General features: G+C 28.9%; 27 protein-coding genes and 2 pseudogenes. 14 read left to right on the top strand and 15 right to left on the bottom strand.

Annotated elements, in window-relative coordinates; all coding sequences use genetic code 11:
• Positions 1 to 46: 46 nt before the first annotated feature.
• Genes ELQ12_RS01720 through ELQ12_RS01715 form a run of 3 tightly spaced genes read left to right on the top strand, consistent with a single transcriptional unit; the run spans position 47 to position 2318 of the window.
• A complete protein-coding gene (locus ELQ12_RS01720) occupies positions 47 to 526 on the top strand; it encodes a GNAT family N-acetyltransferase (protein WP_002853404.1) in 480 nt (159 codons plus the stop codon).
• Positions 523 to 1131 (top strand): uracil-DNA glycosylase family protein, encoded by a 609-nt coding sequence (locus ELQ12_RS10350; RefSeq protein ID WP_070242959.1) that lies wholly within the window; start codon positions 523 to 525, stop codon positions 1129 to 1131. The genes ELQ12_RS01720 and ELQ12_RS10350 overlap by 4 nt, the downstream gene beginning before the upstream one ends.
• On the top strand, positions 1128 to 2318 hold the full coding sequence (locus ELQ12_RS01715; RefSeq protein ID WP_002871462.1) for a hypothetical protein: 1191 nt from the start codon (positions 1128 to 1130) through the stop codon (positions 2316 to 2318). The genes ELQ12_RS10350 and ELQ12_RS01715 overlap by 4 nt, the downstream gene beginning before the upstream one ends.
• On the opposite strand, the gene ELQ12_RS01710 is transcribed toward ELQ12_RS01715, so the two are convergent.
• Positions 2310 to 2684 carry a thioesterase family protein gene (locus ELQ12_RS01710; RefSeq protein WP_002871461.1) on the bottom strand — a complete coding sequence of 125 codons (375 nt, stop codon included), beginning with the start codon at positions 2682 to 2684 and terminating at the stop codon, positions 2310 to 2312. The two genes, ELQ12_RS01715 and ELQ12_RS01710, sit on opposite strands and share 9 nt — an antisense overlap.
• A gap of 344 nt (positions 2685 to 3028) precedes the next feature.
• On the opposite strand from ELQ12_RS01710, the pseudogene ELQ12_RS10575 reads away from it, so the two are divergent.
• The 4 genes and pseudogenes from ELQ12_RS10575 to ELQ12_RS01690 form a co-directional block, all read left to right on the top strand.
• Positions 3029 to 3558 (top strand): annotated as a pseudogene (locus ELQ12_RS10575) (hypothetical protein); the annotation flags it as partial.
• A 39-nt stretch (positions 3559 to 3597) separates the two neighbouring features.
• A pseudogene (locus tag ELQ12_RS01700) lies at positions 3598 to 3992 on the top strand (ShlB/FhaC/HecB family hemolysin secretion/activation protein); the annotation flags it as partial.
• Between the two features lie 149 nt (positions 3993 to 4141).
• Entirely contained in the window at positions 4142 to 5032 is an 891-nt protein-coding gene (cmoB, locus tag ELQ12_RS01695) for a tRNA 5-methoxyuridine(34)/uridine 5-oxyacetic acid(34) synthase CmoB (protein WP_072223887.1), read from the top strand.
• A 71-nt stretch (positions 5033 to 5103) separates the two neighbouring features.
• The gene (locus tag ELQ12_RS01690) at positions 5104 to 5682 is read left to right on the top strand and encodes a hypothetical protein (protein WP_002861715.1); all 579 of its coding nucleotides are present in this window, start codon (positions 5104 to 5106) and stop codon (positions 5680 to 5682) included.
• Here the strand turns inward: ELQ12_RS01690 and ELQ12_RS01685 are convergent, their stop codons facing one another.
• Positions 5683 to 5856: a hypothetical protein gene (locus tag ELQ12_RS01685; RefSeq protein ID WP_002861716.1), complete on the bottom strand. Its 174-nt coding sequence runs from the start codon at positions 5854 to 5856 to the stop codon at positions 5683 to 5685.
• Positions 5857 to 5864: 8 nt separating this feature from the next.
• Positions 5865 to 6392 (bottom strand): thermonuclease family protein, encoded by a 528-nt coding sequence (locus ELQ12_RS01680; RefSeq protein ID WP_002861717.1) that lies wholly within the window; start codon positions 6390 to 6392, stop codon positions 5865 to 5867.
• 67 nt (positions 6393 to 6459) lie between these two features.
• On the opposite strand from ELQ12_RS01680, the gene ELQ12_RS01675 reads away from it, so the two are divergent.
• Positions 6460 to 7728, top strand: coding sequence for a M20/M25/M40 family metallo-hydrolase (locus ELQ12_RS01675; RefSeq protein WP_134264537.1), 1269 nt, complete (start codon positions 6460 to 6462; stop codon positions 7726 to 7728).
• On the opposite strand, the gene ELQ12_RS01670 is transcribed toward ELQ12_RS01675, so the two are convergent.
• Complete coding sequence (locus ELQ12_RS01670; RefSeq protein WP_134264536.1) at positions 7711 to 8958, bottom strand: MFS transporter; 1248 nt, start codon at positions 8956 to 8958, stop codon at positions 7711 to 7713. The genes ELQ12_RS01675 and ELQ12_RS01670 overlap by 18 nt on opposite strands.
• A gap of 40 nt (positions 8959 to 8998) precedes the next feature.
• Entirely contained in the window at positions 8999 to 9838 is an 840-nt protein-coding gene (locus ELQ12_RS01665) for a cysteine ABC transporter substrate-binding protein (protein WP_134264535.1), read from the bottom strand.
• 218 nt (positions 9839 to 10056) lie between these two features.
• On the opposite strand from ELQ12_RS01665, the gene jlpA reads away from it, so the two are divergent.
• Both jlpA and yaaA read left to right on the top strand, forming a co-directional pair.
• Positions 10057 to 11175: a lipoprotein adhesin JlpA gene (gene jlpA, locus ELQ12_RS01660; RefSeq protein WP_134264534.1), complete on the top strand. Its 1119-nt coding sequence runs from the start codon at positions 10057 to 10059 to the stop codon at positions 11173 to 11175.
• Positions 11176 to 11266: 91 nt separating this feature from the next.
• Complete coding sequence (yaaA, locus tag ELQ12_RS01655; protein WP_134264533.1) at positions 11267 to 12007, top strand: peroxide stress protein YaaA; 741 nt, start codon at positions 11267 to 11269, stop codon at positions 12005 to 12007.
• Positions 12008 to 12010: 3 nt separating this feature from the next.
• Here the strand turns inward: yaaA and ELQ12_RS01650 are convergent, their stop codons facing one another.
• Both ELQ12_RS01650 and ELQ12_RS01645 read right to left on the bottom strand, forming a co-directional pair.
• On the bottom strand, positions 12011 to 13162 hold the full coding sequence (locus ELQ12_RS01650) for a M20 aminoacylase family protein (protein WP_134264532.1): 1152 nt from the start codon (positions 13160 to 13162) through the stop codon (positions 12011 to 12013).
• 1 nt (position 13163) lies between these two features.
• Positions 13164 to 14384, bottom strand: a complete 1221-nt coding sequence (locus tag ELQ12_RS01645) for an MFS transporter (protein ID WP_002861726.1) — start codon at positions 14382 to 14384, stop codon at positions 13164 to 13166.
• A gap of 232 nt (positions 14385 to 14616) precedes the next feature.
• On the opposite strand from ELQ12_RS01645, the gene ELQ12_RS01635 reads away from it, so the two are divergent.
• Complete coding sequence (locus tag ELQ12_RS01635; RefSeq protein WP_002853356.1) at positions 14617 to 14823, top strand: membrane protein; 207 nt, start codon at positions 14617 to 14619, stop codon at positions 14821 to 14823.
• A gap of 2 nt (positions 14824 to 14825) precedes the next feature.
• Here ELQ12_RS01635 and ELQ12_RS01630 read toward each other — a convergent pair whose 3' ends face one another.
• Genes ELQ12_RS01630 through hemB form a run of 6 tightly spaced genes read right to left on the bottom strand, consistent with a single transcriptional unit; the run spans position 14826 to position 20581 of the window.
• Positions 14826 to 15587 (bottom strand): DUF5416 family protein, encoded by a 762-nt coding sequence (locus ELQ12_RS01630; RefSeq protein WP_134264531.1) that lies wholly within the window; start codon positions 15585 to 15587, stop codon positions 14826 to 14828.
• Positions 15584 to 16849 carry a (Fe-S)-binding protein gene (locus tag ELQ12_RS01625; RefSeq protein WP_134264530.1) on the bottom strand — a complete coding sequence of 422 codons (1266 nt, stop codon included), beginning with the start codon at positions 16847 to 16849 and terminating at the stop codon, positions 15584 to 15586. The genes ELQ12_RS01630 and ELQ12_RS01625 overlap by 4 nt, the downstream gene beginning before the upstream one ends.
• 1 nt (position 16850) lies before the next feature.
• Entirely contained in the window at positions 16851 to 18206 is a 1356-nt protein-coding gene (gene hemN / locus ELQ12_RS01620) for an oxygen-independent coproporphyrinogen III oxidase (protein ID WP_134264529.1), read from the bottom strand.
• Positions 18193 to 18684 carry a DUF2603 domain-containing protein gene (locus tag ELQ12_RS01615; RefSeq protein WP_044779214.1) on the bottom strand — a complete coding sequence of 164 codons (492 nt, stop codon included), beginning with the start codon at positions 18682 to 18684 and terminating at the stop codon, positions 18193 to 18195. The genes hemN and ELQ12_RS01615 overlap by 14 nt, the downstream gene beginning before the upstream one ends.
• Entirely contained in the window at positions 18681 to 19601 is a 921-nt protein-coding gene (gene argF, locus ELQ12_RS01610) for an ornithine carbamoyltransferase (protein ID WP_134264528.1), read from the bottom strand. The genes ELQ12_RS01615 and argF overlap by 4 nt, the downstream gene beginning before the upstream one ends.
• Positions 19598 to 20581 (bottom strand): porphobilinogen synthase, encoded by a 984-nt coding sequence (hemB, locus tag ELQ12_RS01605; RefSeq protein ID WP_134264527.1) that lies wholly within the window; start codon positions 20579 to 20581, stop codon positions 19598 to 19600. Before hemB ends, argF begins: the two co-directional genes overlap by 4 nt.
• A 57-nt stretch (positions 20582 to 20638) precedes the next feature.
• Between hemB and ribA the strand changes: the two genes are divergently transcribed.
• Together ribA and rsmG are read left to right on the top strand one after the other, a co-directional pair.
• A complete protein-coding gene (gene ribA / locus ELQ12_RS01600) occupies positions 20639 to 21199 on the top strand; it encodes a GTP cyclohydrolase II (RefSeq protein WP_070252672.1) in 561 nt (186 codons plus the stop codon).
• Complete coding sequence (rsmG, locus tag ELQ12_RS01595; RefSeq protein WP_134264526.1) at positions 21200 to 21766, top strand: 16S rRNA (guanine(527)-N(7))-methyltransferase RsmG; 567 nt, start codon at positions 21200 to 21202, stop codon at positions 21764 to 21766.
• Positions 21767 to 21781: 15 nt separating this feature from the next.
• On the opposite strand, the gene ELQ12_RS01590 is transcribed toward rsmG, so the two are convergent.
• Both ELQ12_RS01590 and ELQ12_RS01585 read right to left on the bottom strand, forming a co-directional pair.
• Complete coding sequence (locus ELQ12_RS01590; RefSeq protein ID WP_134264525.1) at positions 21782 to 22354, bottom strand: hypothetical protein; 573 nt, start codon at positions 22352 to 22354, stop codon at positions 21782 to 21784.
• A 92-nt stretch (positions 22355 to 22446) separates the two neighbouring features.
• Positions 22447 to 23544 carry a YeiH family protein gene (locus ELQ12_RS01585; protein WP_134264524.1) on the bottom strand — a complete coding sequence of 366 codons (1098 nt, stop codon included), beginning with the start codon at positions 23542 to 23544 and terminating at the stop codon, positions 22447 to 22449.
• Between the two features lie 112 nt (positions 23545 to 23656).
• On the opposite strand from ELQ12_RS01585, the gene ELQ12_RS01580 reads away from it, so the two are divergent.
• On the top strand, positions 23657 to 24538 hold the full coding sequence (locus tag ELQ12_RS01580; RefSeq protein WP_004305699.1) for a LysR family transcriptional regulator: 882 nt from the start codon (positions 23657 to 23659) through the stop codon (positions 24536 to 24538).
• Positions 24539 to 24570: the final 32 nt, after the last annotated feature.

Raw genomic sequence — 24570 nt, 5'->3', positions numbered from 1 at the left:
TTAAATTCTTTTGATAAATTTTGAAATTATTTTTAAAAGGTTAAAAATGTCAGAATTTAAAATTATTGATTTAAGACAAGAAGATTTAGATATTTTACAAGAAATGATCATAGAATTTGCAAAATACGAAGATATGTTAGATTTTCTTCAATGCACGAAAGAAAAACTAGAACATTCTTTACTAAAAAATAAATTTGCTCGTGCTTTTTTGTTAAAAGAAAATGAAAAAACTATAGGCTATATGATTTATTTTTATACTTTTTCATCTTTTTGGGGTAGTGGTGGAATTTATCTTGAAGATATTTATATACGAGAAGATTTTCGTAAAAAAGGTTATGGAAAAGCTGTTTTTAAATTTTTAGGAGAAATTTGCAAAAAAGAAAATTTAAAAAGACTCGACTGGGTTTGCTTAAATGATAATATTTTAGGTATTAATTTTTATGAAAGTTTAAACGCTAAACATCTTAAACAATGGAGAAATTATCGTCTAAGTGGAGAAAATTTAGAAAAATTGTGTGATTTATGATAAGAAGTCTTTATTATTTAAAAGCTATGGGATTTAACTTTGTTGATACACATACAAACCACTTTGAACAAGTACAAAATTTTCAAGAATTAAAACAACTTGTTTCATCTTGCACCTTATGCCAATTTTCCAAAACAAGAAAATTTAGTCTTATGGAGCCTAAGATAAAAAATGCCAAATTGCTAATTCTTGATGTTTTTGGGCAAAAGAGTGAAAATGAAAGCGGAATTTTACTTAATTCAAAAAAAGGTAAAAAATTAAAACACTATATTTATCAAATTTTAGAGCTTTGCGATGAAGATTTTTATTTTTCTTATTTATTTAAATGTTTTTGTAATGGAAAATTTGATGATTTTTCGCTACAATCTTGCTTACCATTTTTCTGGAACGAACTAAAACTGATTCAACCTGCTTTTTTGCTTTGTCTAGGAGAATACACATTTAAAAGCTTGGGATTTAAAGATTATCACATTTTAAAAGGTGAAGTTTTTGCTTATAAAAATTTTTTCATAATGCCAAGTTATGATTTAGATTTTATAGAAAAAAATCCAAGTTATGAAAAAAATTTCATACAAGATTTAAAAAAAATTAAAGGATTTTTATGAAAAAAATATTTTTAATATTTTTCTTATCTTGCTTTTTGCTTAATGCAAAAGAGCAAAAATTAGTCGATGTAAAACCTGTTGAAAATTTTTATCCTAAATTAAGCGTTCAAGAATGCAACACAAATTGTCTTTTTGATCTTTTAGAATCAAGATTGTATCTCAGTTTTTTAAGTGAATTTGCAGACCAAAACGATCAATTTTTATCTAATGTTTATGCAAAATTATTAAATTCCATTACTGATTTTGAAAAAAATGTTCAAAAAATTACTTCTGTTAAACTTGCGATAATTATCCCAGAAAAAACCATAAAAAGCTACTCAAATACTATAATAAATTCAAGCATAGCCTATCTTTTAAGACAAAGAGCTGAAATCAAAGTAAAAGTTTTTTTAACTGGCACAGAAGATAGTGATAAAATTCGAGCCGCGCTTGATGCAGCACAAGCTCAAGGATATCAGTATGCCATAGCTGGATTTACTCTAAAAGGTGCCAATGAGTTGAAAAATTACTCAGGAAATATGAAAATTTTTATACCGACCATCCATAAAAACAACATACAATTTTCAAATCAAAATATTATTTTTGGAAGTATTGACTATGATGCTCAAATTGCCACACTTTTAAGCAAATCAAATGCTAATATCGCAATATTTAGCGATGGCTCTGCCTTATCAAGCAATCTAAATTCAAGAATTCTTGCTCAAAATAATAATGCTAGAATATATACCATAGAAGGCGAGAAGCTTGATTTTAGCAGACTTTTAAGATCACAAGGCGGAGTTAATAATGCCTCAATATTTTTTAACACTCCATTGATCAAAACAGCTCTAGCAAGTTCTCAACTAAGAATTTATAACATTCATCCTTATGTGCTTTTATCCACTCAAATCAACTATAATCCAACATTTTTAAGTTTAACACAACAAGGAGATAGAGAAAATTTCATCATTGCTAATTCTATCAATAACCACGATGATAACTTAGTCTATCTTAATGAAATTTTTAATCAAAGTATAGATTATAACTGGATTGCTTATGCCACTAGTATAGGAGTTGATTACTTTTATACCGAATTCTTAAATAAAAAAAGTGAAAGTTTATTTGATGAGAAAATCAAAAATTCTCAAGTTGATTACAAAGTGCGTCTTATGCAAGGCAAACAAGCAAGCTTTGAAGAATTAAAATAATTCTTCAAAGAGCTTTTTTAACTGCATATCCATTCTAGCTGGTTTTTCGTTTTTAATAAAAGCTAAAGTTAATTCCATTTTAAAAAGCAAAATTTCATCTTTATAAATTTCTTGTGAAATTTCCACAGAAGCATTTTTGACTTCTAAAATTTTTGTTTTAATCTCTATTATATCTCCAAGTTTTGCAGGTTTTAAGAAATTGCAATTTGCTTTTGCAAGCAAAAAATGTCCCTTAGACGCATCAAAAATATCTACTTTTTTATTGAAAAAAATTTCACTTCTTGCTCTCTCACAAAATTTTAAATAATTACTATGATACACCACTCCACCCGCATCAGTATCTTCATAATACACACGCATTTTCATCGCTTTACCTTAAAAAATATTTTACATTTAAAAAACATTAGATTATACAACGGAAATTCTTTGATATCGCTTTTTAGCTTATATTAAAAAATTCCGTCCAATATTAATTTAATAAAGTTTTTTAATAATATTAAATATATATTATAAAAAATAAAATTAAAAAATAACTTTTTTATTATTAATATTATTTAAATATTTTATTTATAATTAATATACTTAAGAATATTATAATTACGATTCCTTTTAATAATATTTACAGATATTGTTAAATAGTTAAAATATAATAATCAATATTTAAGGATATCTATGCCAGCCATTAAGCTTTTTAACTCACGGGGAGGGGTATAGAGAAATTTTGTTTTAAACTTTCTATTGTTACCTTCTTAAGCATCAATGCTTTTAGTCACTCAAGCAAATACTACAGACAATCAAAATTTAAATATTCCAGAGTATTATTTTAATGATAACAAACTTTATGATAAAACCAATTCTACTTATAAAAACCCCAAGGTATAAATTATTATTCTAAGAGTTCTAAACATGATATTAACAATATTACTTTAATTTATAACAATACTAAAGTAAATATTATAAATATAAACGATTTAAATTTTAAACATTATTTACTTACTTCTGATATGAGAGAAGATAAAGTTCTTTCTTTTAATAGTGTCAATACAGCTAATCATAGCAATAAAAACAGTTAGAGCACTTCCTTTTTTAATCATAGCAAAAACCGATTATGCTAATGCAAGTTATAATAAACTTATATTAGAACAAGGAGAACTTAGTTCAGTTTTTATCTTAAACCTAAAGATACTCATATAAAAATCTTAGCAGTTCTAAAAGCAATCAACGCATGAATTTCTTAATGAGGTATAGAAACAAGCAAAGTAGATGGAGTAGAATTTGAAAATTTGCTAAACTTAATGTCAATCTTAACAATGCTTATTTCTTTAATGATACCTTTACTCATCTTTTTAGCTTAAATTATCAACAAGTTATTAATGAATCTATTTATACTAGTATAATAGTAAAACTATATCTTTAGTAGGTCCTTATGGAGTAAGGGTTTATAATAATGAAGATAGAGATAATGCTGTAGTGGCTAGCTTTGGACTTAGAATGGCTACTCCTTTGAAAGATTTTTATATCACTCCTTTTTATGATATAGGTTATTCTTGGTGTGAGAATGTTTCTAAACTATATAGAGCAAGTGAAACAAACTATATGAATGCCTATGATTTGCAACTGCTTTATAATAAAACAGGAAATTTTTATGTTAAGCTTGATTTAGCTAAAGCTTTATAAAAATGATGATTATAGTTCTAAAGCTTATGTGAGTTTTGGGAAGTATTTTGAGTTTTTAAAAATTTATTTTTGATCAAATATTTAATACATATGAGATTTATATTGCCATAAAAGCTTTTAATGTTATAATTTAGCATTAAAAGCAAATATCAAGGATAAAAATGCAAGAAAATTTACTCGAAAAACAATTTCTAAATCACCCTTTATACGCTAAAATTCAAGAACTTAAAGCTCTCAATCTTGCTTGTAATTTTTCTTTAGATGATAGTGTAAATTTATCTACAAATTCTCAAGCCAAAGATGAAATCCTAGCTATAACAAAAGAACTTAAACCATGGAGAAAAGGTCCTTTTAAAATAGACGATCTTTTCATCAATACAGAATGGCAAAGTTTTATTAAATTTAATATTTTAAAGCCTTTTATGAACGAAATTTCTCAAAAATGCGTTGCTGATATAGGCTGTAATAATGGTTATTATATGTTTAAAATGCTTGAATTTAATCCTGCAAAACTCATAGGTTTTGATCCTTCTATCAAATACCGTTTGCAATTTGAACTCATTAACGCTTTAGCTAAAACTCCTATAGAATACGAACTTTTAGGCGTAGAAGATCTTCCAAGCTATGGCTTGAAATTTGATGTGATTTTCTGTCTTGGGGTGATTTATCATAGAAGTGATCCTATAAAAATGCTAAAAGATTTAAAAGCAGGACTTAATAAAAATGGAGTTGTTTTTTTAGATACCATGTATATAGAAGATGAGAGAGAAATCGCTCTTGTGCCTAATAAAACTTATTCTAAAATTCCAAATATTTATTTTATACCAAGCATTAGTGCATTAAAAAACTGGTGTGAAAGAGCAGGATTTAAAGAATTTGAAGTTTTGGCTACAAAAAAAACCGATGAAAACGAACAAAGAAAAACAGAATGGATAGACTCTTTTTCGCTGGAAAATTTCTTAGATCCAAAGGATAAAAATCTTACCATTGAAGGCTATGAAGCACCCAAAAGAGTTTATGTGCGTATTGGGATATAAATTCTTTTTGCTTTTTGTCGATCTAGGCTTTAGATATTTTGAAGTAGATAAGTAGAATTTAAAGGTTAGATATGGCAAAAAAAGATAATTTTGAAGAATATGCACAACTTGAAGAATACGCATCTGCAGAAGATATATCTCGTGTTAGAGCAGAATTACTCACTTGTCCTGAATTAAACACTTCGCTTGCTGGAACCATTATAGAAATTGATAAAAACTATGCCAAATCAATTTTAATAACCACAAGCGAAATGGTAGCAGATGATCAAGGATTGATTTTTGATGCCTTTATTTTCGCTGCGGCAAACTATGTAGCACAAGCCTCTATCAATAAAGAATTTTCAGTGATTATTGGATCAAAATGTTTTTTTTATGCTCCGCTTAAATTAGGCGATGTTTTAGAACTTGAAGCTCATGCACTTTTTGACGAAACCTCCAAAAAAAGAGATGTAAAAGTGGTCGGGCATGTTAAAGAAATTAAAATGTTTGAAGGAACGATACAAGTTGTTAGCACTGATGAGCATATATTTAAACTCAAGCGTCCGCCACTTAATACTGTTAAACCTACAGAAAATCAAGAACAAGGTGCCAAAATCAACAATCCAGAAGCCGTAGCAGCTGCATTAATGACCTCTGTGGGTGGAAAATAATCAAGGAGTCATTTTAATATCCACCCAATTCTTTGGGCAATCCTTATGATAAGTTCCACTTCCATCATAATATTCTTTGCAATCATCATAAAAACGATTTGAAATTCCTCTTTCATTTACAAAACATCCAGAAATTCCTAAAACTAATAGTATCATTAAAATATATTTTTTCATGTTTTTCCTTAGAATTTATTGTGTTTTCTCCATTTATAAGGCTCTATAGGATTACCCTCTTTCCAAAGACCTAAATGATTTTTCTTAGCATTTTCTTGTTCTTTAATATAAGCGTTACTATAGTAAGTATCAGCCCAAGCATAGCCTTTGCTTACTAAAAATCGATTAATATCAACATTATTAAGCTTTACAATAGCAACAATTCTACCATAAGTATCTTTATTTTTATAAATAATTTCAACTTGTTTACCGCTTAAAATTCTACTTAAAGCTTCTTTTGATTGCTTTCCAAAACTTTGTTTAAGTTCTGGTGCATCTATACCAAAAAATCTTATTCTAGCGAGTTTGTTTTCATGATTAACTTCTATAGTATCTCCATCAATAATTCTAACTACTTTTCCTTCAAAACTAGAATTTTGGGCAATATAATTCTGGATAAAAACAACTACAAGAGTAAAAATTAATACAGAAAAAAGTTTTTTTGGATCACTTAGTAATTTTCTTAAATTAAATAATTTTTTATAATTTATTCTCATTTTTTAATCATTTTGCCTTTAAATTTTAAAAAATATGCCATAATTTTATCAAAACAAAGGAGATAAAATGCAAAATGTTATAGAAAATTTTAAACAATTATGTAAAATTCCTCATTGCAGTTATGAAACAGAACAAATGAAAGAATTTTTAAGCTCTTATGCTAAAGATAAAGGCTTTAAGGTGAGTGTAGATAAGGCAGGAAATATCCATGCCATAAAAGGCAAACCAAAAATTTGCTTACAAAGCCATTATGATATGGTCTGTATGGGCGATGCACCAAACTTAGAAGTTTATGAAGAAAATGGCTTTTTAAGAGCCAAAAATTCAAGTCTTGGCGCGGATAATGGTATAGGTATAGCCATCATGATGAGCACTATGGCTGAATTTGAAAATTTAGAGTGTCTTTTTACAAACGATGAAGAAGTAGGACTCATGGGAGTGAATTCACTCGAGCACACTTTAGAATCTAAAATGCTTTTAAATTTAGATCATGAAAGCGATGATGAGATCATGATAGGCTGTGCAGGTGGAGTAGATATAGAAGCTAGCTTGCCTTTTAATACCCTTAGAAAAAAGGGTAAAATTTATGAGCTTTGCGCGCAAAATTTTAAAGGTGGACACTCAGGCATAAATATCGTACGCAACGAAAAAAGCTCCATCAAAGAAATGGCTAAATTCATACAAGAAAATAAAGGAGAAATCATTTCTTTTGAAGGTGGAGAAAGAATCAATTCTATACCTAAACACGCCAAAGCTTTAGTGCATTTTAAAAATGAAGTAAAGAGCAATAACTGGATAAAATGTGATTTTAAAGAAGAAGGTGAATTTGAAATTTGCGATCAAAGTAACAAACTTTTAAGCCTTATAAATTCTTTTACTCATGGAGTTAGAGCTTATGATGAAAATCTAGGTATAGTTCAAACAAGCATTAACCTAGCTACTTTAAGAATGCAAGATAAACAAATCAAATTCGCACTTTTTGCAAGATCTAATATACTTGATGGACTTAAGCAAGTAGAATTTGAAACTTTAGAATTTTTCAAGGCTTTTGATTTTAAAGTAAGAAGTTTTAATTTCTATCCACCTTGGGAAGGCAAACCAAACGCACTTAGCGACATGGTTTTTAAAGCGCTTAAAAAAGTATCGTCTAATGCCAAAGTTTCAGCTATCCATGCAGGGCTTGAGTGTGGCATTATAGAGAAAAAACAAGAGCTTTTATGCGCTTCTATAGGTCCAAATATCCATAATCCTCATTCAACTGATGAGCATTGCGAAATCGCTTCAGTTGAAAAAATATCTAAGGTTGTTTTTGAAGTTTTAAAAGACAATGCTTAATTCTTTAATCTTGCTTCTTGCAAAAACGCGTTTTAACAAAAACACGCAAAATAAGGAGCAAGATCCCACTATAGCAAGATAAATACCTAAATACTCTTTATAAAAAGCATTAACTACAAAAGGGGTTAAAAAACCTAAAATCGCATAAGAAATATTATAAGCAAAACTAAGCCCACTAAATTTAAGTTCGCTTTTAAAAATTTGTGTCATAAAAACAGGTGCGAAAGTGATAATACCTTGTGTAAAACAAGCCAGTAAAAAATAAAATAAAAATTTCTCATCATAAAAACTAAAAAGCATACCAAAGATAATAAAAGCTATACTAAAAATAGAACAAATCCTATAGCTCCCCCATTTGCTTGCTAAAAAACCTTGAAATAAAGCTCCAAAAATCACCGCTAAAATAGCAAAATTTTGTACCCATAAAGCAGAAGTTTTACTCATAGCTAAAAGACTTTCAAAATACTTAGGCAAAATCATCAAAGTTGCCACACCGCTTGTTAAAACCATGGTCATTAAAAAACAAACAAGCATGCTCATTTTATGAGTTTTTAAAGCTTCAAACAATGGAAAACTTAAAATTTTATTTTCATTTTGAACTTTTAAAAATTCTGGAGTTTCGCTGAGTTTATTTCTTAAAAACAAAGCTAAAATTCCAAAAAATCCTCCTATGATAAAAGGAATTCTCCAAGCATAGCTTTGAACTTCTTCTGGGGTAAAATAAGATCTTATGCCTAAAGTGGCAATATTTCCTAGCAATAAACCTATGGTTAAAGTCGCTGAAATAAAACCAAGAGCTAAAGGAATTTGACGCCCTTTGACAAATTCGCTCACATAAATCCAAGCTCCGCTCACCTCAGTTCCAACGGCTAAACCTTGCAAAATACGTATAGTAAATAAAATCAAAGTAGCAAATATACCTATACTTTCATAACTTGGCAAAAAAGCTAAAGCAAAACTAGGCAAAACCATCAAAAGCATAGAAATATAAAAAATATTCTTTCTTCCATATCTATCAGCAAAATGTGCCATCACAATAGAACCAAAAGGACGCGCTAAATAAGCAGCACCAAAGGCTATATAAGCATTTATCTGCATCCAAAAAGCATCATTTTGCGGAAAGAATACCTTAGCAAAAATATCCAAAAAAAAGGCAAAAAGCACAAAATCATAAAATTCCAAAATTCCACCCAAAGAAGCATAAATAATATTTTTGTATTTTTTTTGCATATTTTATCCTAAATCAATATAAAGGGCAAAAAGCCCTTTGTTAAATTTTTCCACCTTCAATCACTACATCATCAGCCTTAACATCATCTCCAAAATGAGCTTTTAAAGTTTCATCATAAGCCTTGTGAAAAAACTGCTCTTGGCCTAGTTTAATGATCAAATTATCGATAAATTCTTTAAGTTCTTTATCGCCTTTTTTAACTGCTGGTGCGATAACATCTTTATTGCCTAACTCTTTGATAGCCATTTTAAAATCAGGATGATTTTTCACCCAAGCAAAAAGCAAGGTATTATCATGACTTAAAGCATCGCCTCTTTTATCCATCAAAGCGGCAAAAGTTTCGGTATTTTGATCGTATTTTAAAGTTTTAATATCAGGATAATTTTGCGTAAAATACGCATCTGCTGTTGTGCCTTTGTTTAAAAGCAAGGTTTTATCTTTTAAATCTTCTACGCTAGTTATATTACTATCCTTTGGTACAGCTACGCCTAAAGCTACCTTCATATAAGGCAAGCAAAAATCAACCTGCTCGGCTCTTTGCGGAGTTTGAGTAAAATTAGCCAAAATAATATCTACTTTATTTGATTTTAAAAACTCAACCCTATTTGCAGCTTCAACAAGAACAAATTGCACCTTATTTTCATCGCCAAAAAGTTCTTTTGCTATGCGTTTAGCTAAAGCTATATCATAGCCTTGATTGTTTCCTTTTTCATCCACATAACCAAAAGGTGGTTTATCGCCAAATACCCCAATCCTAATAACTCCATTTTGCTTGATCTTATCAAGAGAATTTAAAGTTTTAGAGTCAGAATTTCCTCCACAAGCAGCCAATACTACTACAACAAAGGCCGTTAAAACACTTAGAAGTATTTTTTTCATACATTTCCTTTCTTTAAAATAAGCTTAAAGCTATTGCAAAATATATAATAATTGCAAAGTTAATTATACTTAAAATTATAAATAATGCATTTGAAACAAACTAAAAAGATTTTCCTATGTGTAAAAATGTAATTAATCTCACACTCTCTTTTAGCATTGTTTAAATTTTAAGTAAAAAAAGATATAATCTTTTTTTTAAAATTTTTAAGGAGAAAACTATGAAAAAAGGTATTTTTCTCTCTATTGGAATAGCTGTTTTGTTTTCAGCTTGCGGAAATTCCATAGATGAAAAAACAGTTAAAAAATATGAAAATCAACTAAATCAAACAGTTAAACAAGAAATTGCAAACCTTTCTCAGGATTCTGGAATAAAGATTGAATTTTCTGATTTTAAATGCAATGCAGATGGTGATTTTATAGCGTGTTTAAGTTCAAATTTCAAAACTCTTGCAAAAGATAACAACGATGAGTATCAAGAACTATTTCAAGCAAAAAATATCAAAATTCGCTCAAATGAAATTTACAAAGGCGAAGCAAATACATCAATTAACATTAAAGAATATTACAACGATCTTTTTAAAAACCAAAAAAGCATACAATCAAATTTGGTTTTTGAAGATTTTAAACTTGGAGAAAAAGTTGTTAGTGACATCAATGCAAGCTTATTTCAACAAGATCCAAAAATCAGCTCTTTTATCAATAAATTAAGCTCGGATTCTTATACTTTATCATTTGATAACTCTATCAACAAACAAGAAAACAATTATCTAGATAATCTTGATATAAAATTTTATAACGCAAAATTAAATTTCAATACAAATCTAAATATAAATCTAAAAGAAGATTTACTTAATTACCTTGATTCTAAGGGTATAAAATTTAACACTCAAACTTTAGCTATGGATGAACAAGCTATCAATGAACTTCTTAATATGGCAAACTACAAACAAGCTTCAGATTTTAGCAATACAATCCAAAAATACATCATCTTAAATAATTTTAAAATTGATTCAACTCTTAAAACCGAAGGTGTATTTAATAGCTATATAACAACTGCTAAGGAAAATCTACAAACCTTAAAAGCTCAAAGTCAAAATGAAGAACAAGCATTAATCTTTGATAAAGCTTTAGCTATTTTAAACAATATCACTCAAAACGATGATTATAAACTCAATCTTGATTTAAAATTTAAAAACATCCCTGTTAGTGACTATAGCACACAAGGAATCGACAGCATAGAAAAACTAAGCATCAACAATCAAGATGCCACAGAAGCTTTAAAAATTATACTCCCATTTATCATGTTTTCTATGTTAATGGGCGGAGCGTCATTTTAAATTTTAAAATGATAAAAACTTCAAAAACATTAAAAGCAAGATTAAATTCTTTGCTCTTAATGTTTTCATAATATTAACAAAAAAGGCTAAAATGAAAATTTTATTCTCCCCTAGTGAAAGCAAAAATGCAAATTGCGTAAAAAATCCCATCAATGAAAACTCATTTATATTTAAAGAATTATTTCCTTATAGAATGGAAGCTTTAAAGCATTATGAAGAATTTATCAAAAACGCAAGTTTACAGAATTTACAAGAACTTTTTGGCATTAAAAACGAAAATGAAATTGATAAATTTAAACACGACTTAAAACAAGCTCCCACCCAAGAAGCTATAATGCTTTACACTGGGGTAAGTTATGAATATCTTAATTTTAAAGCCTTAGATAAAAAAAGCCAAGCTTATATTTTAGAAAATACTCTTATATTTTCTAATCTTTTTGGCGTTGTAAGAGCTAATGATACCCTACCCTTTTATAAATTCAAGCAAGGGGCTAAAATAGGAAATTTTACCATAGAGAAATTTTATAAAGAACATTTTAGTAAAGCCTTAGATGAGTACTTAGAAAATGAAGAAATACTTGATCTTAGAGCGGGATTTTATGATAAATTCTACACCCCAAAAAAGAAATTTTATACTTATAAATTTGTAAAAAATGGTAAAGTCATCAGTCATTTTGCTAAAGCTTATAGGGGAATTTTACTCTCCATAAGTGCAAAAAACCAAGTAAAAAACAATAAAGAGCTTTTAGCAAACCTTCCTTCAAACCTAAAACTCAAAGAAATTCAAATCAAAGGTTTAAAGAAAGAAATTGTGCTTGAAATTCTAGATTAGTTTTTATTTTAAGTATTTTAAAGCTAGCTTCGCATAATAACTTGCAGCCCTAGCTAAAAGCTTATCATTAAAAACATAACTAGAATTATGTAAATAAATGTCGTTTTCATTTTCTAAAAAAGCATAGGCGCATTTTTTCATTTCGCAAAAAAATCCAAAATCCTCACTTGCCATTAAAGGACGATGATTAAATTCACAATTTTTTTCGCCAAATAATTCTTTTGCAACCTCACTAGCAAAATCCACAGCTTCATCGTTGTTCATAGTCACTGGTGCAACAACATTTTTATTGATTTTAATCTCTATATCATTAGCCTGTGCAATACCTTTACAAATTTTATAAATTTTTTCTTCAGTTAGCTTTCTAGTTTCATTATCTAATGCTCTAACACTCATTTTAATCGTTGCAATATCTGGAATGATATTAAAAGCATGCCCTGCATTAAAAGCTCCTATGCTTATAACTGCTGAATTTTGGGGATCAACATTGCGAGATACTATGCTTTGTAAAGCCACCACAAGTAAAGAAGCAGCATAAATAGGATCTTTTGCCTTTTCTGGAGCACTTCCATGACCACCTCTTCCAATAACTTCAATGCTATAACTATCCGAAGAAGCCATCATCGCACCTTTTTTAAGATAAAATTTCTTATCGCTACCAAAAGGCATATTGTGCCATCCAAAAACATAATCACTATCAAATTTTTCAAACAATCCATCTTCTATCATTGCCTTAGCACCACCCAAACCCTCTTCAGCAGGTTGAAAATAAAGATTTAGAGTGCCATTAAAATTCTGACTTGCTAAATATTTTGCAGCAAGCAATAAAGAAGTAGTATGTCCATCATGACCGCAAGCATGCATTACATTTTCTTTTTTGCTTTTATAAGGCAAATTTGTGCATTCTTGTAAAGGCAAAGCATCCATATCTGCACGAAGCCCTATTTTTTTATCGCTATTTCCCTTTTTTAAAACCCCAACAACGCCTGTTTTTCCTATTTCTTCATAAACCTCATAACCAAATTCTTTTAATTTTTGTACCACTAATTTTGCAGTACATAATTCATTAAAACCAAGCTCAGGATTTTCATGAATTTGATGACGAATTTTTTCAAATTCGCCTTGTAAGTCTAGTATTTCTGGAATTAAATTCATTCTATTTTTCTCCTTGTATAAAATTTTCTCTTCTAGGTAAAACAAATTGTGCTAAGATCGCTGAAATAAAAATCAAAGCAAAAATATAAACAAAACCCAAAGTAAAACTATGGGTTTTATCAACACTCCAAGATACTACCCATAGGTTAAATGATAGTATAACAAAGGTAATACTCCAAAAAGCACTCATAATATAAGCAGTTTGATTTGGATTGGAATTTTTTAATTCTGAAGGTAGATTAAAGAAAAATGGAAACCACATAGAATAAAAAATGCCTGATAACACAGCAAAAATCTGTATCAATACTAAATTTTGTAAAAACAACATACAAAATCCGCATATAAAAATACACGCTCCTCCAGACAATAACATTATTTTAAAAGAAATATTTTTTCTTTTAAAAAATAATCCAAGATAAGGACCAAAAATAATAGCAAAATTAGCCAAGGCTGGAATTTCTTTTTTAGCAAAATCAGCTAATTCTTTACTAAAACCCGCATATTGCGCATAAAAAGTTGGTAAAAAAGTAAAAAGAGAATTTAAAAATAAAATAGGCCCTATGTAAAAAATAATCATACCCCAAGTAACACGAGATTTTAGAGCATAAATAAGATCTTTTGCATTATTCTTTTTTTCTTCTTTTTTATTCTCATCTTTACCTACAAAAAGCCACAAAATCAATAAAATCAAATTAATCCAAGCATAAAATGATAAAGAATCTCTCCAATTTCCAAAATAATTTGAGATACTTTCAGCTAAAACAAGTCCTAGGGTAATGCCTACCAAATTTGAAGTCATATTAAAACTAATTACAAAATGTAAAGCTTTTTTTTCAAACCATTGTTGTGCAATAGGCACTAAGCAAACTAAAGCACAAGCTGAACCAAGCCCTGTTAAAAATCTTATAATCAAAATACCGCTATAACTATCTACAAAACTTAAAAAGATACCCGAACTCATTAAAATACAGCCTAAAAAATATCCCTTTTTTAATCCGAATTTATAAACCAAAAAAGCAGTAAATGAAGCACCAAAAATTTTCGCAACTACTATCATACTAGTGATTAAAGTAGCTTGCTGAGTATTTAGAGCAAGATCATTTGAAATCAAGGGCATTAAAGACCCTGTTGCTGCCCAAGAGATACTAAAAACAGCATAAACACTAAAAATAATAAATTCAACCCCAATGCGTCTAAAATGAAATAAAAGTGATTTTTCCATATTAAAATCCTTTTTGGATATTTATTAAAATATAACATAAAAAAATGAGATATTTATTATCTTTGATTATTTTTTTAATTTAATTATTTTTTTATATATTTTTTTGTTACTTTTTGAAAATTTATATATAAGTTTAAAGATAAAAAAACTAAAATACAAAATAAAAACCCATAAAAGTTTTTTGAAGTATTTAAATGATATATTTCAAAATCTAGTTTTAAAAAGGAAAAATATGGAATTTTTAGCATTTATTTTTTTGATTATTATATTTTTATTTGTAGTCTTTATCATCGTTACTCGCTATGAAAAAAAGATAAAATTACTCAACCAAAACATACAAAATATGAAAGAAGATATAGCCGATCTTAAAGAAACAACTCAAAAAAATCGCTCTTTAATTGAAAAAAATCGCTCTAATATAGAAAATATAATAAAATAAAACTAAGAAAGATTTGCGATAAGTTTATAGTGCTTTTTCTGATTTATCATTAAAGTAAAAATTTTTTCACTTGAATTTTCGCTTTTATTTTTATAAATCATGCTTTTTAAAAACGGAAAAAGCATCGTACTAGAAGTTTTACCTTGTAAAATAATATGCATAGAACCTTTTAAAATTCCATACTTATAGCTCATACCGCTTGGAAATATATCAAGATTAAAACTTAAACTATCTTCATTACTATCATAATTTAAAATTTCAATTTTAACAAAACTAATTTCTTGATCTTCTTGAGATAAATTTTTAAAAATTTCAAGTTTTTCATGTTTTTTGATAGCAACAACTTCTTGCTTGCTTTCTTTAAAATCAGAAAGAAAATTTTCATTTTTAAAAATTCTTGAAAAAAATTTTAAATTTTTAAATTGCATACTTATTTGTTTTGTGTTTTCATGTATTATTTTTTCGGATTTTAAGATGCCATGTTCTATATTATCTTCTTGGTTTTGATTATCTTTGTTTGATTTCATGTCAAAATCTTCAACGATAATCATATCTTCACTATTACAAATATTAAAATGTTTTACAATTTCTTCAAAAGTAAAACTGTCATCACTAAATTCCAAAAGCTCTATATTTGAAGTGATAAAATCAACACCATCTCGTTCTTCAATCTTATCTTTAATCACAAAAGCATCAACACAAAAGCACGATCTTTGAATTTCATATTCAGAACTTTTGCCTTTAAATACTATCTTCATCATCACAAAGCTTTTGCTATAAGCTCTAAAGGACTAGCAAAAACAACCTTACTTGAATTTTGTTCTAATGCATTTGAAATTTGCATTCTACAAGCTGAACACTCGGCACTTACCACACTAGCCTTACTTTCATCGATCATTTGTGCTTTTTTAAGCCCTACACTTAAGGCTTTATCATAATAATCCGTTTGCATACTCATCCCGCCAAAACCGCAACAAGTATTAGAATTACTCATTTCTACAAAATGATAATTTGTTTTTAAAAGTTCTCTTGGCTCTTTAAAAACCCCTTGCATTTTTCTTGCATGGCAAGGATCGTGATAAGTAATGCTATAATTAAATTTATTTTTTGTTTTTAAAATTTCTTCCAAAGAAGTAAATTTATAAAAATACTCGCTAGCCATATATATCTTAGATGACACACATTTTGCGCGTTTTGCCCAGTCTAAATCATTTTGCATTATAAAAAAATGTTCATAATCTATCTTTAACATAGCCGAACAAGTAGCCTCAGGAACTATAATAGCATCTAATTTTTCTAATTTTTTTTCAAAATACTCAATATTTTTTTTAGCCAAAACTTCAACACTTTTAAAATCACCCGTAAAAAATTGCGGCGCTCCACAACACACTTGTTCTTTCATCAAATCCACATTGATTTTTAATTCCCTAGTGATTTTAAGCACTGCATTAGCCGTATCTATGTAAAAATAATTCGCCAAACAACCTACAAAAAAACCTATTGTTTTTTCTCCATCATTATTGATAAATTTTGGATTAGAATTTAAGAAACTTTTTTTATTAAAACTTGTAAGTAATCTTCCCTTTTTAACAAAAGGCATGGAAAATCTTGCCTTCATACCTGTATTTTCATTCTCATTTTGAATTTTAAACACACAACTTTGAAACACATAGCCAAGCTTAGCTACCAAATCTAAAATTGTGCGTCTTCTTAAAAAGAAAAAAATAAGTTTTTTATACCAAGCTATACCAAATTTTTTAGCTATGTCATAACGAACTTCTTCTATGGCATTATCTACTCTTAATTTACTTGGACACACTTCAACACAATTGGTACATAAAAAACAAGATTCAAAAACTTTCTTAGCTTCTTTATCAAGTTCTAGAATTCCCTCTTTATAAGCAGATAAAAGATCTAAAAATCCTCTTGGACTGGTAATTTCATCGCGATTTTCTTCATGTATAGTACAAACAGGTATACATTTGCCACATTTAACACAAGCATCACTTATTTGACTAAATTTCATCTTACACCGTTTTTGAGAATACTTTTTTATCTTCACTAATGTTTTTCATATAAGCATCAAAACACATAGCAATATTTCTTATAAGCAAAACACCTGTTTCATTGACTTTGATAAGATTTTCATCAAAATTAATAAAATCTTTGTATTCTTCTAAAGCTTTTAAATCCTCTTTAAAATACTCCTGAAAATCAATGCAAAATTCTTTTTCTATTGACTTGATATCAAGCTTAAAATTTGCCATTAACTCCATAATCACTGCTTTTCTAAGCTCATCATCATCGCTTAAAGCTACGCCTCTTTCAAAAGGCAAAACTCCTCTATCTAATGCAGCCTCATAACTTGACATATCTTTAAAATTTTGCGCATAATGTCTTTGTCCTTCGCCTATACTTGTAAGCCCAACACCGACTAAATTAGCACCACCTTTAGTAGTATAACCTTGGAAATTTCTATGTAAAGTTCCATTTTCTAAAGCTTTAAAAAGCTCATCATTTTCTTTTGCAAAATGATCCATACCTATCATTTTATAGCCGTTTTTACTCAAAAAATTCTCACAAAATTCTAAAATTTCAAGTTTAACATCAGGACTTGGCAAGGTATTTTCATCAAATTTTCTCATATTTTTCTTAAGCCAAGGCACATGAGCGTAATTAAAAATCGCCAAACGATCAGGATTTAAAAGCATAACTTTTTCTAAAGTTTGTGTAAAGCTTTGTAAATTTTGATAAGGCAAACCATAAATTAAATCCATATTTACAGACTTTATGCCTTTACTTCTTACAAGATTTAAAGCATTTTGTGTTAATTCAAAAGGCTGGATGCGATGAATTTCTTTTTGAACTTTTTCATCAAAATCCTGCACTCCAAAGCTGATACGATTAAAGCCATTTTGTGTTAAAACTGTGGCTTGTTCGTCATTTAAAAAACGCGGATCGATCTCACAGCTAATCTCTGCATCTTTAGAAAAATTTCTAAAAATAGATCTGATTTTTAAAATCAAATTTTGAAGTTGTTTAGCACTAAAAAAAGTTGGAGTTCCGCCCCCAAAGTGCATTTGCACCACTTCTCTTTTAGTATCTAAAATAGTACTTAAAATATCAAGCTCTTTAAAAATATAAGTTAAATATCTTTCTTTACTCTCTTCTTTGGCTGTATAAATAACATTGCAACCACAAAAATAACAGGCACTCCTACAAAATGGTAAATGAAAATAAAGCGATAAAGATCTATCTTGCTTTTTTAAAATTTCTATATATTCTTCGTATTTGAAATTTGCATTAAACTCTACTGCTGTAGGATAAGAAGTGTAGCGTGGTCCTGCTTTAGAGTATTTTACAAAAGCTTTATAATCTCTCATTTTGGTTTACCCTTTCTATCATCGCTTGCATATCTACAAATAAATTTGGATGCTTTTGTTTGATTTTAGAAATTAATTTTTCAAGATCAATACTAACTTCCATGGTGCCATTTTGCGCCTTTTGCTTGATCTCATCCATAGCAACCGTCCAAACATCGTTAAAATCTACAGGAATTTGTTGATAAATCGCCTTTTCTAAACGCAATTCAAAATTCTCTTTTTGACTTTGTTTTAAACTTTCAAGTATATTCTTAAGACTTTGTAAAGAAAGCAAAGTGTGAATTTCATCGTTTTCATCAATCACAAACCAAGGCTCAGGAGAATCAAAACTTCCATTTTCAAGAACTAAACATTTTTCGTTTTCATTCTCGCTTTGCTTCATTTTAAAAATCGTTCTATCTTTTTTCTTTATTCCTAGATTTTGACTAAATTCATCAATGCGTTTTAAGCAAATGCTATACTTTTCTAGCTCTTTCATTCTCTTCCTCTCTGATTATCCAAAAAGCAAAGCAAGGCTTTTACCACATAAAGGCGATTTCTTGCTTCTTCAAAAATCACATCTGCATGTTTTTCAAAAATTTCTTCACTCACTTCATAACCCCTATAAGCAGGCAAACAATGAAGCAATATCGCGTCTTTATTGGCAATGCTCATAGCCTTTTCATCGATCATAAATCCTTCAAATTCTTTAATCTTGCGTTCTTTTTCATTCTCTTCACCCATGGAAACCCAAGTATCGGTGATGACTACATCTTTATCCTTTAAGGCTTCAAATTTATCATGGCTTAAGGAAATTTTAGCTCCTGAAATCAAAGCCTGTTTCATAGCAAATTCCCAAATTTCAGGGCTAATTTTATAGTTTTTTGGTATAGCTATACTAAATTCAAAGCCCAAAATCGCAGCCGCAATAAGCCAAGAATTGCACATATTGTTACTATCTCCGATAAAAGCAACTTTTGCTATACCATTTTGCATCTTATTCCATTCTTTGATAGTAAGCAAATCTCCTAAAACCTGAGTAGGGTGATAAAGCTCGCTTAAAGCATTGATCACAGGGGCTTTAGAATATCTTGCAAATTCGAGTAAAGTTTTATGTTTATTGACTCTCATCATAACAAAATCAACCATCGCCCCTATCACCCTAGCTGTATCCTTTATAGGCTCGCCACGACTAAGTTGTAAATCATTGCTATTTAAAAATAAAGCCTTTCCGCCAAGCTCTGTTATGGCTAATTCAAAAGCCATTCTTGTTCTTGTAGAATTTTTCTCAAAAATCATTGCTAAAGTTTTATCTTGTAAAAGTTTTTTAGGCTCTTTTTTAAGCTCGCTAGCATGATTTACAAGGCTTAAAATTTCCTCCTTAGAAAAATCTCTTAAAGTTAAAAAATGTTTCATTTTTCTCCTTTTAACATTTTAGCTAATTCTTTGGCATGATAAGTGATGATAAGCTTTGCCCCTGCTCTTTTAAAAGCTATCATAGTTTCATATAAGATTTTTTCATAATCAATCACTCCCGCATTTTTAGCTGCCTTTAGCATAGCATATTCTCCGCTTACATTATAAACACACAAAGGCAAGTTAGAATGAAGAGATATTTCCTTAACCACATCAAGATAAGCAAGAGCAGGTTTTACCATCAAAATATCAGCTCCTTGCGTTTCATCTTCCAAACTTTCTTCTAAAGCTTCTTTACCATTAGCAAAATCCATTTGATAGCTTTTTCTATCTCCATAACTTGGAGCTGACTCTGCTACATCTCGAAATGGCCCATAATAACTTGATGCAAATTTAGTAGAATACGCCATTATAGGCAAATTTTCAAAACCTTCTTTATCTAAAGCTTCACGCAAAGTAGTGATAATACCATCCATCATCCCACTAGGTGCTATCATATCTACCCCTGCTCTTGCGTGAACTAAGGCTTGTTTGGCTGAAATTTCTAAAGTGGCATCATTATCTACGCTTTTTGTTTTTGGATCGATAATCCCACAATGCCCGTGATCTGTATACTCACAAAAACAAAGATCGCTAATTACAAAAAGATCTGGAAAATTTTTCTTAATCTCTCTTATGCTTCTTGCAACAAGCCCTTCATCATCTAAAGCATCGCTTCCGCAACTATCTTTTTTCTCATTTTCTAAAACGCCAAAAAGTATAATAGCTTTAATACCTAAGTTGACTACATTTTGACACTCTTTTAAAATTTCATCTAAACTCATTTGAAACACATCGGGCATAGAAGAAATTTCTTTTTTTATCCCCGTTCCACTAACCACAAAAAGCGGATAAATCAAATCATTCACGCTTAAAGAATTTTCCCTTACCATAGATCTTAAGTTTTCATTAAGCCTTAATCTTCTAAATCTTTTAAACATTTTTTTGTCCTTTTTTTGCTAAAATCTTAACATAAATTTGATTATAGAGAGTAGTAAATGAAAATAAAAATTTCAGAAATTGCGAATTTACCTAGCAAATGGGGAAATTTCCAAATACAAAGTTTTAAAGAAAATGATAAAGAACATTTATGTATATTTAAAAATACTCCAAAAGACACACTCAATCTAAGAATTCATTCAGAGTGCTTAACAGGAGATGCTTTAGGAAGTTTAAAATGTGACTGCGGAGAACAGCTTGAATTTTCACTCAAATATATAGAAAAAAACGGCGGAATGGTGATTTATCTTAGACAAGAAGGAAGAGGTATAGGACTTTTTAACAAGGTTAATGCTTATGCTTTACAAGATAAAGGTTTTGATACGATTAAAGCAAATCATCAGCTTGGCTTTAAAGCCGATGAGAGAACTTATGAAATTGTAGAATTTATACTCAAATACTATGAAATTTCTAAGGTTAATTTACTTACAAATAACCCTGAAAAGCTAGATTCTATTAAAGAAAAAATCATCACACGCATACCGATTTTAATAGAACCTAATCGTTTTAATGCAGAGTATTTAAACATAAAACAAACTCAAATGGGACATCTTAAATAAATGATTTTTAAAGATTATGATTTTTTACAAAACTATGATTTAAAAAACTTTGAAGAAAAAATAAAAATTTATAAAGAATTATTATCTAAATTTAACCGCATTCACAATCTTACTCATTTAAAAAATATAGATGAAAATATCTTTGATAGTATTAAAATTTTAGATTTTTATGATTTTTCTAAAGCAAAAAATATTGCCGATATAGGAAGTGGCGCAGGATTTCCAGCTGTATTTTTAGCCTTTTTACTGCAAAGCAATTTTCACCTTTTCGAACCCAATCCCAAAAAAGTTGCCTTTTTACGGACACTAAAAATAGAATGCGAACTTTCAAATTTACATATTTACAAAGAAAAAGTTCAAGAATGTAAAAATACCTTTAAAGCCGATATCATCACTTCAAGAGCCTTAATGGATGTCAAGCCTTTGCTTGAAATTTGCAAAAATCTAAAAGATGACAATACGGTTTTTATTTTATGGAAAGGCAGTGAAATTTATCAAGAACTTGAAAATATAAAAAATTATGAAATTTTTGAAAATAATTTAAGAAAATACTGTATTTTAAAGTAGCCCTAAGGCTACTTTTTATTCTGCTAAATCAGCATTAAAACTGATATCAACCAAAGGCCAAGAGATTCCACCATGTCCTGGAGCAGCATCACTTAATGCTTTTAACGCTTTAGAGCCATTTTTAAAAGTATGCAAATCAAGCTGCCCTTTAGCTTCAAATTTATTATCTTTGATGGTATAAGTTAAAGGTACAATAGTACTTTTTTTATCCATGGTAATTTTTGCTGAAATAATGCCTTTGTTTTCACCTACAATCACATCTTGGAAAACAACTTTAATATCTGCATTTCCCAATAAAGCAGGAAAAAACACTTTTGTGATATTATTAGTTATAACATCATTGCCTTCACCCATAAAAGCATTACTTGGCTTTATAGTAGCTTTAGCGCCTTTAAGATAACTTGCAAAATCCTTTGCATTTTTAGAAAATTTATATTCTACATTCTTAAATTCACCTTCTACTCCTACCATATCCTTAGTTTTATACCCTTCAAAAGATATTTTTAAACTATCTTCTTTAAAAGATACGGCACTTAAAGCAGATGCTAATAAACAAGAACTTAAAATACTTAAAACAATTTTTTTCATTTTAACTCCTTCAAAATGAGATTTTATTAAACAAAAATAATTATATTATCACTTGATTAATAAAAATAATTTTTTTCAAAAAATAATTGTTATTACCAAAGTATACCTTTAAAAGTCAAAGTTAAAAAATATCCTCCAAAAATCAAAACAAGCCCTAAAACAAAAGCCAAACCAAATACTCTAGAGCCACTCTTTAAAAATTTTTTAAAGTCAATTTGCAAACCTAAAGCTGCCATAGCAAAAACAATACATAAAGTACAAAGTGTTTTACCTAAAGAAATAATATCACTCGTAGCAATACCTAAAATACTTTCTTTAGTTGCTAGATATGTATTTAAAACTATCATACCTAAAAATGCGAATGCAAAATAAGGAATAGTAATACTTTTTGCAGTTTTTCCACTGCTTGAATGCTGATTTTTAGCAAAAAAATAAGTCACTATAAGCAAAAAAGGCACAAGTAAAATCACTCTCATCATTTTTATAATCACTGCAACATTAGAAGCACCTTGCTCAAATCCTGCCATATCTTTTGCCATTTCAGCGGCACCTGCAACATTTGCCACTTCATGCAAAGTAGCCCCCATAAAAACCCCCATAGCATTTTGATCAAAAAAAGGAAAAAGATTTAAAGAAAAAGCTATAGGATACAAAAACATAAACACAAGTCCAAAAATCACCACCGTACCTACAGCTAAAATTCCTTTAAAAGGATCACTTTTTAAACTTGACTCCAACGCTAAAACCGCTGCCGCACCGCAAATCGCACTTCCGGCTCCAACAAGCATAGAAGTTTCTTTATCGAGTTTAAAAATTTTCATTCCTACAAATAAAGCAATAATAAAAACAAAAAATATCACTATAGCAGAAAGTAAAAACCCTTTCAACCCTACACTTAAAAGCTCAGTTAAAGTAATATTAAAACCATATAAAACAATACCGAGTCTTAAAAGCTTTTTTGCACTAAAATGCACTCCAGCTTGAAAATGATGTTGGTATTTAAAAAACCAAGGAGAGAGCAACACTCCTATGATGATAGCAAAAGCAGTCGCTGCCAAATGAGTAGTATCTTTGATACTTTGAACACTAGAAAAATACATAGCAAAAATCACTATACAAGCAGTAAAAAGCAAACCCTTAAAATTTGAACGCACTATAGCCATGCTATGTGCTAAAAAACTTGTTTTCATTTATTTTCCTTTTTCTAAATTTTGTGTTATTATATTTTTTTTATTAAAATTATAAAAATATATTATTTTAATTTTTATAATAATTTTTTTTTATTAAATAAAGGAATCACTCATGAAAATCAAAGATATGGAAATATTTTTAGATCTTTTAAACACTCAAAGTCCAACTCATACAGCCAACAATTTTTCCATAACTCAACCTAATGTTTCAATAGTAATTAAAAATTTAGAAAATAAATTTGATGGCATTTTATTTGAAAGACTTGGAAAAAAACTCTTACCTACACCAAAAGCTTTAGAACTAGGAAAAAATTGGTTAAAAATTATACAAGCCTACTACCAAAGCTTAGAAAAATTAAACGACGAAAGTATGCTCTTAGGGGAAATAAAAATAGCCTCAACTCAAAGCATTTCTGAACATTTTTTAGCTCCTATTTTATTTGATTTTAAAGCAGAATTTAAAAACATAGAAATTCGCTCTCAAACACAGAATTCAAAAGAATGTTTAAATTTGCTAAAAAACGGAAATATAGAATTTGCAATTATTGAAGCAGAACTTGATCCAGCTTTAGTGGAGTATGAAAATTTAGAAATAAATTTTTGGCAAAATGATGAACTTATAGTAGCCACAAGTGATAAAAAATTCAATGAAAAAGAATTTTATATCGATGAACTTTTAGAACAAAAGTGGATTTTAAGAGAAGTAGGCTCAGGCTTAAGGGATAAATTTTTAAACGAAATTGGTGCAAGCTCAAAAAAACTTAATATTTTTCTTGAGCTTGATAGAATGGCTGCGATTAAAGAACTTGTTTTACAAAAAAAAGCAATCTCTATTTTTTCCAAAAAAAGCATAGAAAAAGAATTAAAAAATTCAACACTTTATGAAATCAAGTTAAAAAATATCAACCTAAAGCGTAAATTTTATACCTTAAAAAGAAAAAATTATAATTTTAACAGAGCTTTAGAAAAATTTGAAAAAATATTTAAATCATAAGCATAATAACCGATTTATATAGAAAGTTAAGC

It is taken from the genome of Campylobacter sp. US25a, assembly GCF_004379075.1.
In the GTDB taxonomy this organism is placed as follows: Bacteria; Campylobacterota; Campylobacteria; order Campylobacterales; family Campylobacteraceae; genus Campylobacter_D; species Campylobacter_D jejuni.
The sequence above is the reverse complement of the archived record's forward strand: the minus strand, read 5'-3'. Positions and strand labels throughout refer to the sequence as shown.

Excerpts from the sequence above, each read along its gene's own strand:
- ELQ12_RS01690 (WP_002861715.1), top strand. The coding sequence starts at position 5,104 with ATGGCAAAAAAAGATAATTTTGAAGAATATGCACAACTTGAAGAATAC.
- rsmG (WP_134264526.1), top strand. The coding sequence starts at position 21,200 with ATGATTTTTAAAGATTATGATTTTTTACAAAACTATGATTTAAAAAAC.
- jlpA (WP_134264534.1), top strand. The coding sequence starts at position 10,057 with ATGAAAAAAGGTATTTTTCTCTCTATTGGAATAGCTGTTTTGTTTTCA.
- ELQ12_RS01625 (WP_134264530.1), bottom strand. The coding sequence starts at position 16,849 with ATGAAATTTAGTCAAATAAGTGATGCTTGTGTTAAATGTGGCAAATGT.
- ELQ12_RS01670 (WP_134264536.1), bottom strand. The coding sequence starts at position 8,958 with ATGCAAAAAAAATACAAAAATATTATTTATGCTTCTTTGGGTGGAATT.
- ELQ12_RS01645 (WP_002861726.1), bottom strand. The coding sequence starts at position 14,384 with ATGGAAAAATCACTTTTATTTCATTTTAGACGCATTGGGGTTGAATTT.
- ELQ12_RS01635 (WP_002853356.1), top strand. The coding sequence starts at position 14,617 with ATGGAATTTTTAGCATTTATTTTTTTGATTATTATATTTTTATTTGTA.
- hemN (WP_134264529.1), bottom strand. The coding sequence starts at position 18,206 with ATGAGAGATTATAAAGCTTTTGTAAAATACTCTAAAGCAGGACCACGC.
- ELQ12_RS01675 (WP_134264537.1), top strand. The coding sequence starts at position 6,460 with ATGCAAAATGTTATAGAAAATTTTAAACAATTATGTAAAATTCCTCAT.
- ELQ12_RS01615 (WP_044779214.1), bottom strand. The coding sequence starts at position 18,684 with ATGAAAGAGCTAGAAAAGTATAGCATTTGCTTAAAACGCATTGATGAA.
- hemB (WP_134264527.1), bottom strand. The coding sequence starts at position 20,581 with ATGTTTAAAAGATTTAGAAGATTAAGGCTTAATGAAAACTTAAGATCT.
- ELQ12_RS01650 (WP_134264532.1), bottom strand. The coding sequence starts at position 13,162 with ATGAATTTAATTCCAGAAATACTAGACTTACAAGGCGAATTTGAAAAA.
- ELQ12_RS01585 (WP_134264524.1), bottom strand. The coding sequence starts at position 23,544 with ATGAAAACAAGTTTTTTAGCACATAGCATGGCTATAGTGCGTTCAAAT.
- yaaA (WP_134264533.1), top strand. The coding sequence starts at position 11,267 with ATGAAAATTTTATTCTCCCCTAGTGAAAGCAAAAATGCAAATTGCGTA.
- ELQ12_RS01720 (WP_002853404.1), top strand. The coding sequence starts at position 47 with ATGTCAGAATTTAAAATTATTGATTTAAGACAAGAAGATTTAGATATT.
- ribA (WP_070252672.1), top strand. The coding sequence starts at position 20,639 with ATGAAAATAAAAATTTCAGAAATTGCGAATTTACCTAGCAAATGGGGA.
- ELQ12_RS10350 (WP_070242959.1), top strand. The coding sequence starts at position 523 with ATGATAAGAAGTCTTTATTATTTAAAAGCTATGGGATTTAACTTTGTT.
- ELQ12_RS01710 (WP_002871461.1), bottom strand. The coding sequence starts at position 2,684 with ATGAAAATGCGTGTGTATTATGAAGATACTGATGCGGGTGGAGTGGTG.
- ELQ12_RS01680 (WP_002861717.1), bottom strand. The coding sequence starts at position 6,392 with ATGAGAATAAATTATAAAAAATTATTTAATTTAAGAAAATTACTAAGT.
- ELQ12_RS01665 (WP_134264535.1), bottom strand. The coding sequence starts at position 9,838 with ATGAAAAAAATACTTCTAAGTGTTTTAACGGCCTTTGTTGTAGTAGTA.
- ELQ12_RS01590 (WP_134264525.1), bottom strand. The coding sequence starts at position 22,354 with ATGAAAAAAATTGTTTTAAGTATTTTAAGTTCTTGTTTATTAGCATCT.
- ELQ12_RS01580 (WP_004305699.1), top strand. The coding sequence starts at position 23,657 with ATGAAAATCAAAGATATGGAAATATTTTTAGATCTTTTAAACACTCAA.
- ELQ12_RS01685 (WP_002861716.1), bottom strand. The coding sequence starts at position 5,856 with ATGAAAAAATATATTTTAATGATACTATTAGTTTTAGGAATTTCTGGA.
- ELQ12_RS01715 (WP_002871462.1), top strand. The coding sequence starts at position 1,128 with ATGAAAAAAATATTTTTAATATTTTTCTTATCTTGCTTTTTGCTTAAT.
- argF (WP_134264528.1), bottom strand. The coding sequence starts at position 19,601 with ATGAAACATTTTTTAACTTTAAGAGATTTTTCTAAGGAGGAAATTTTA.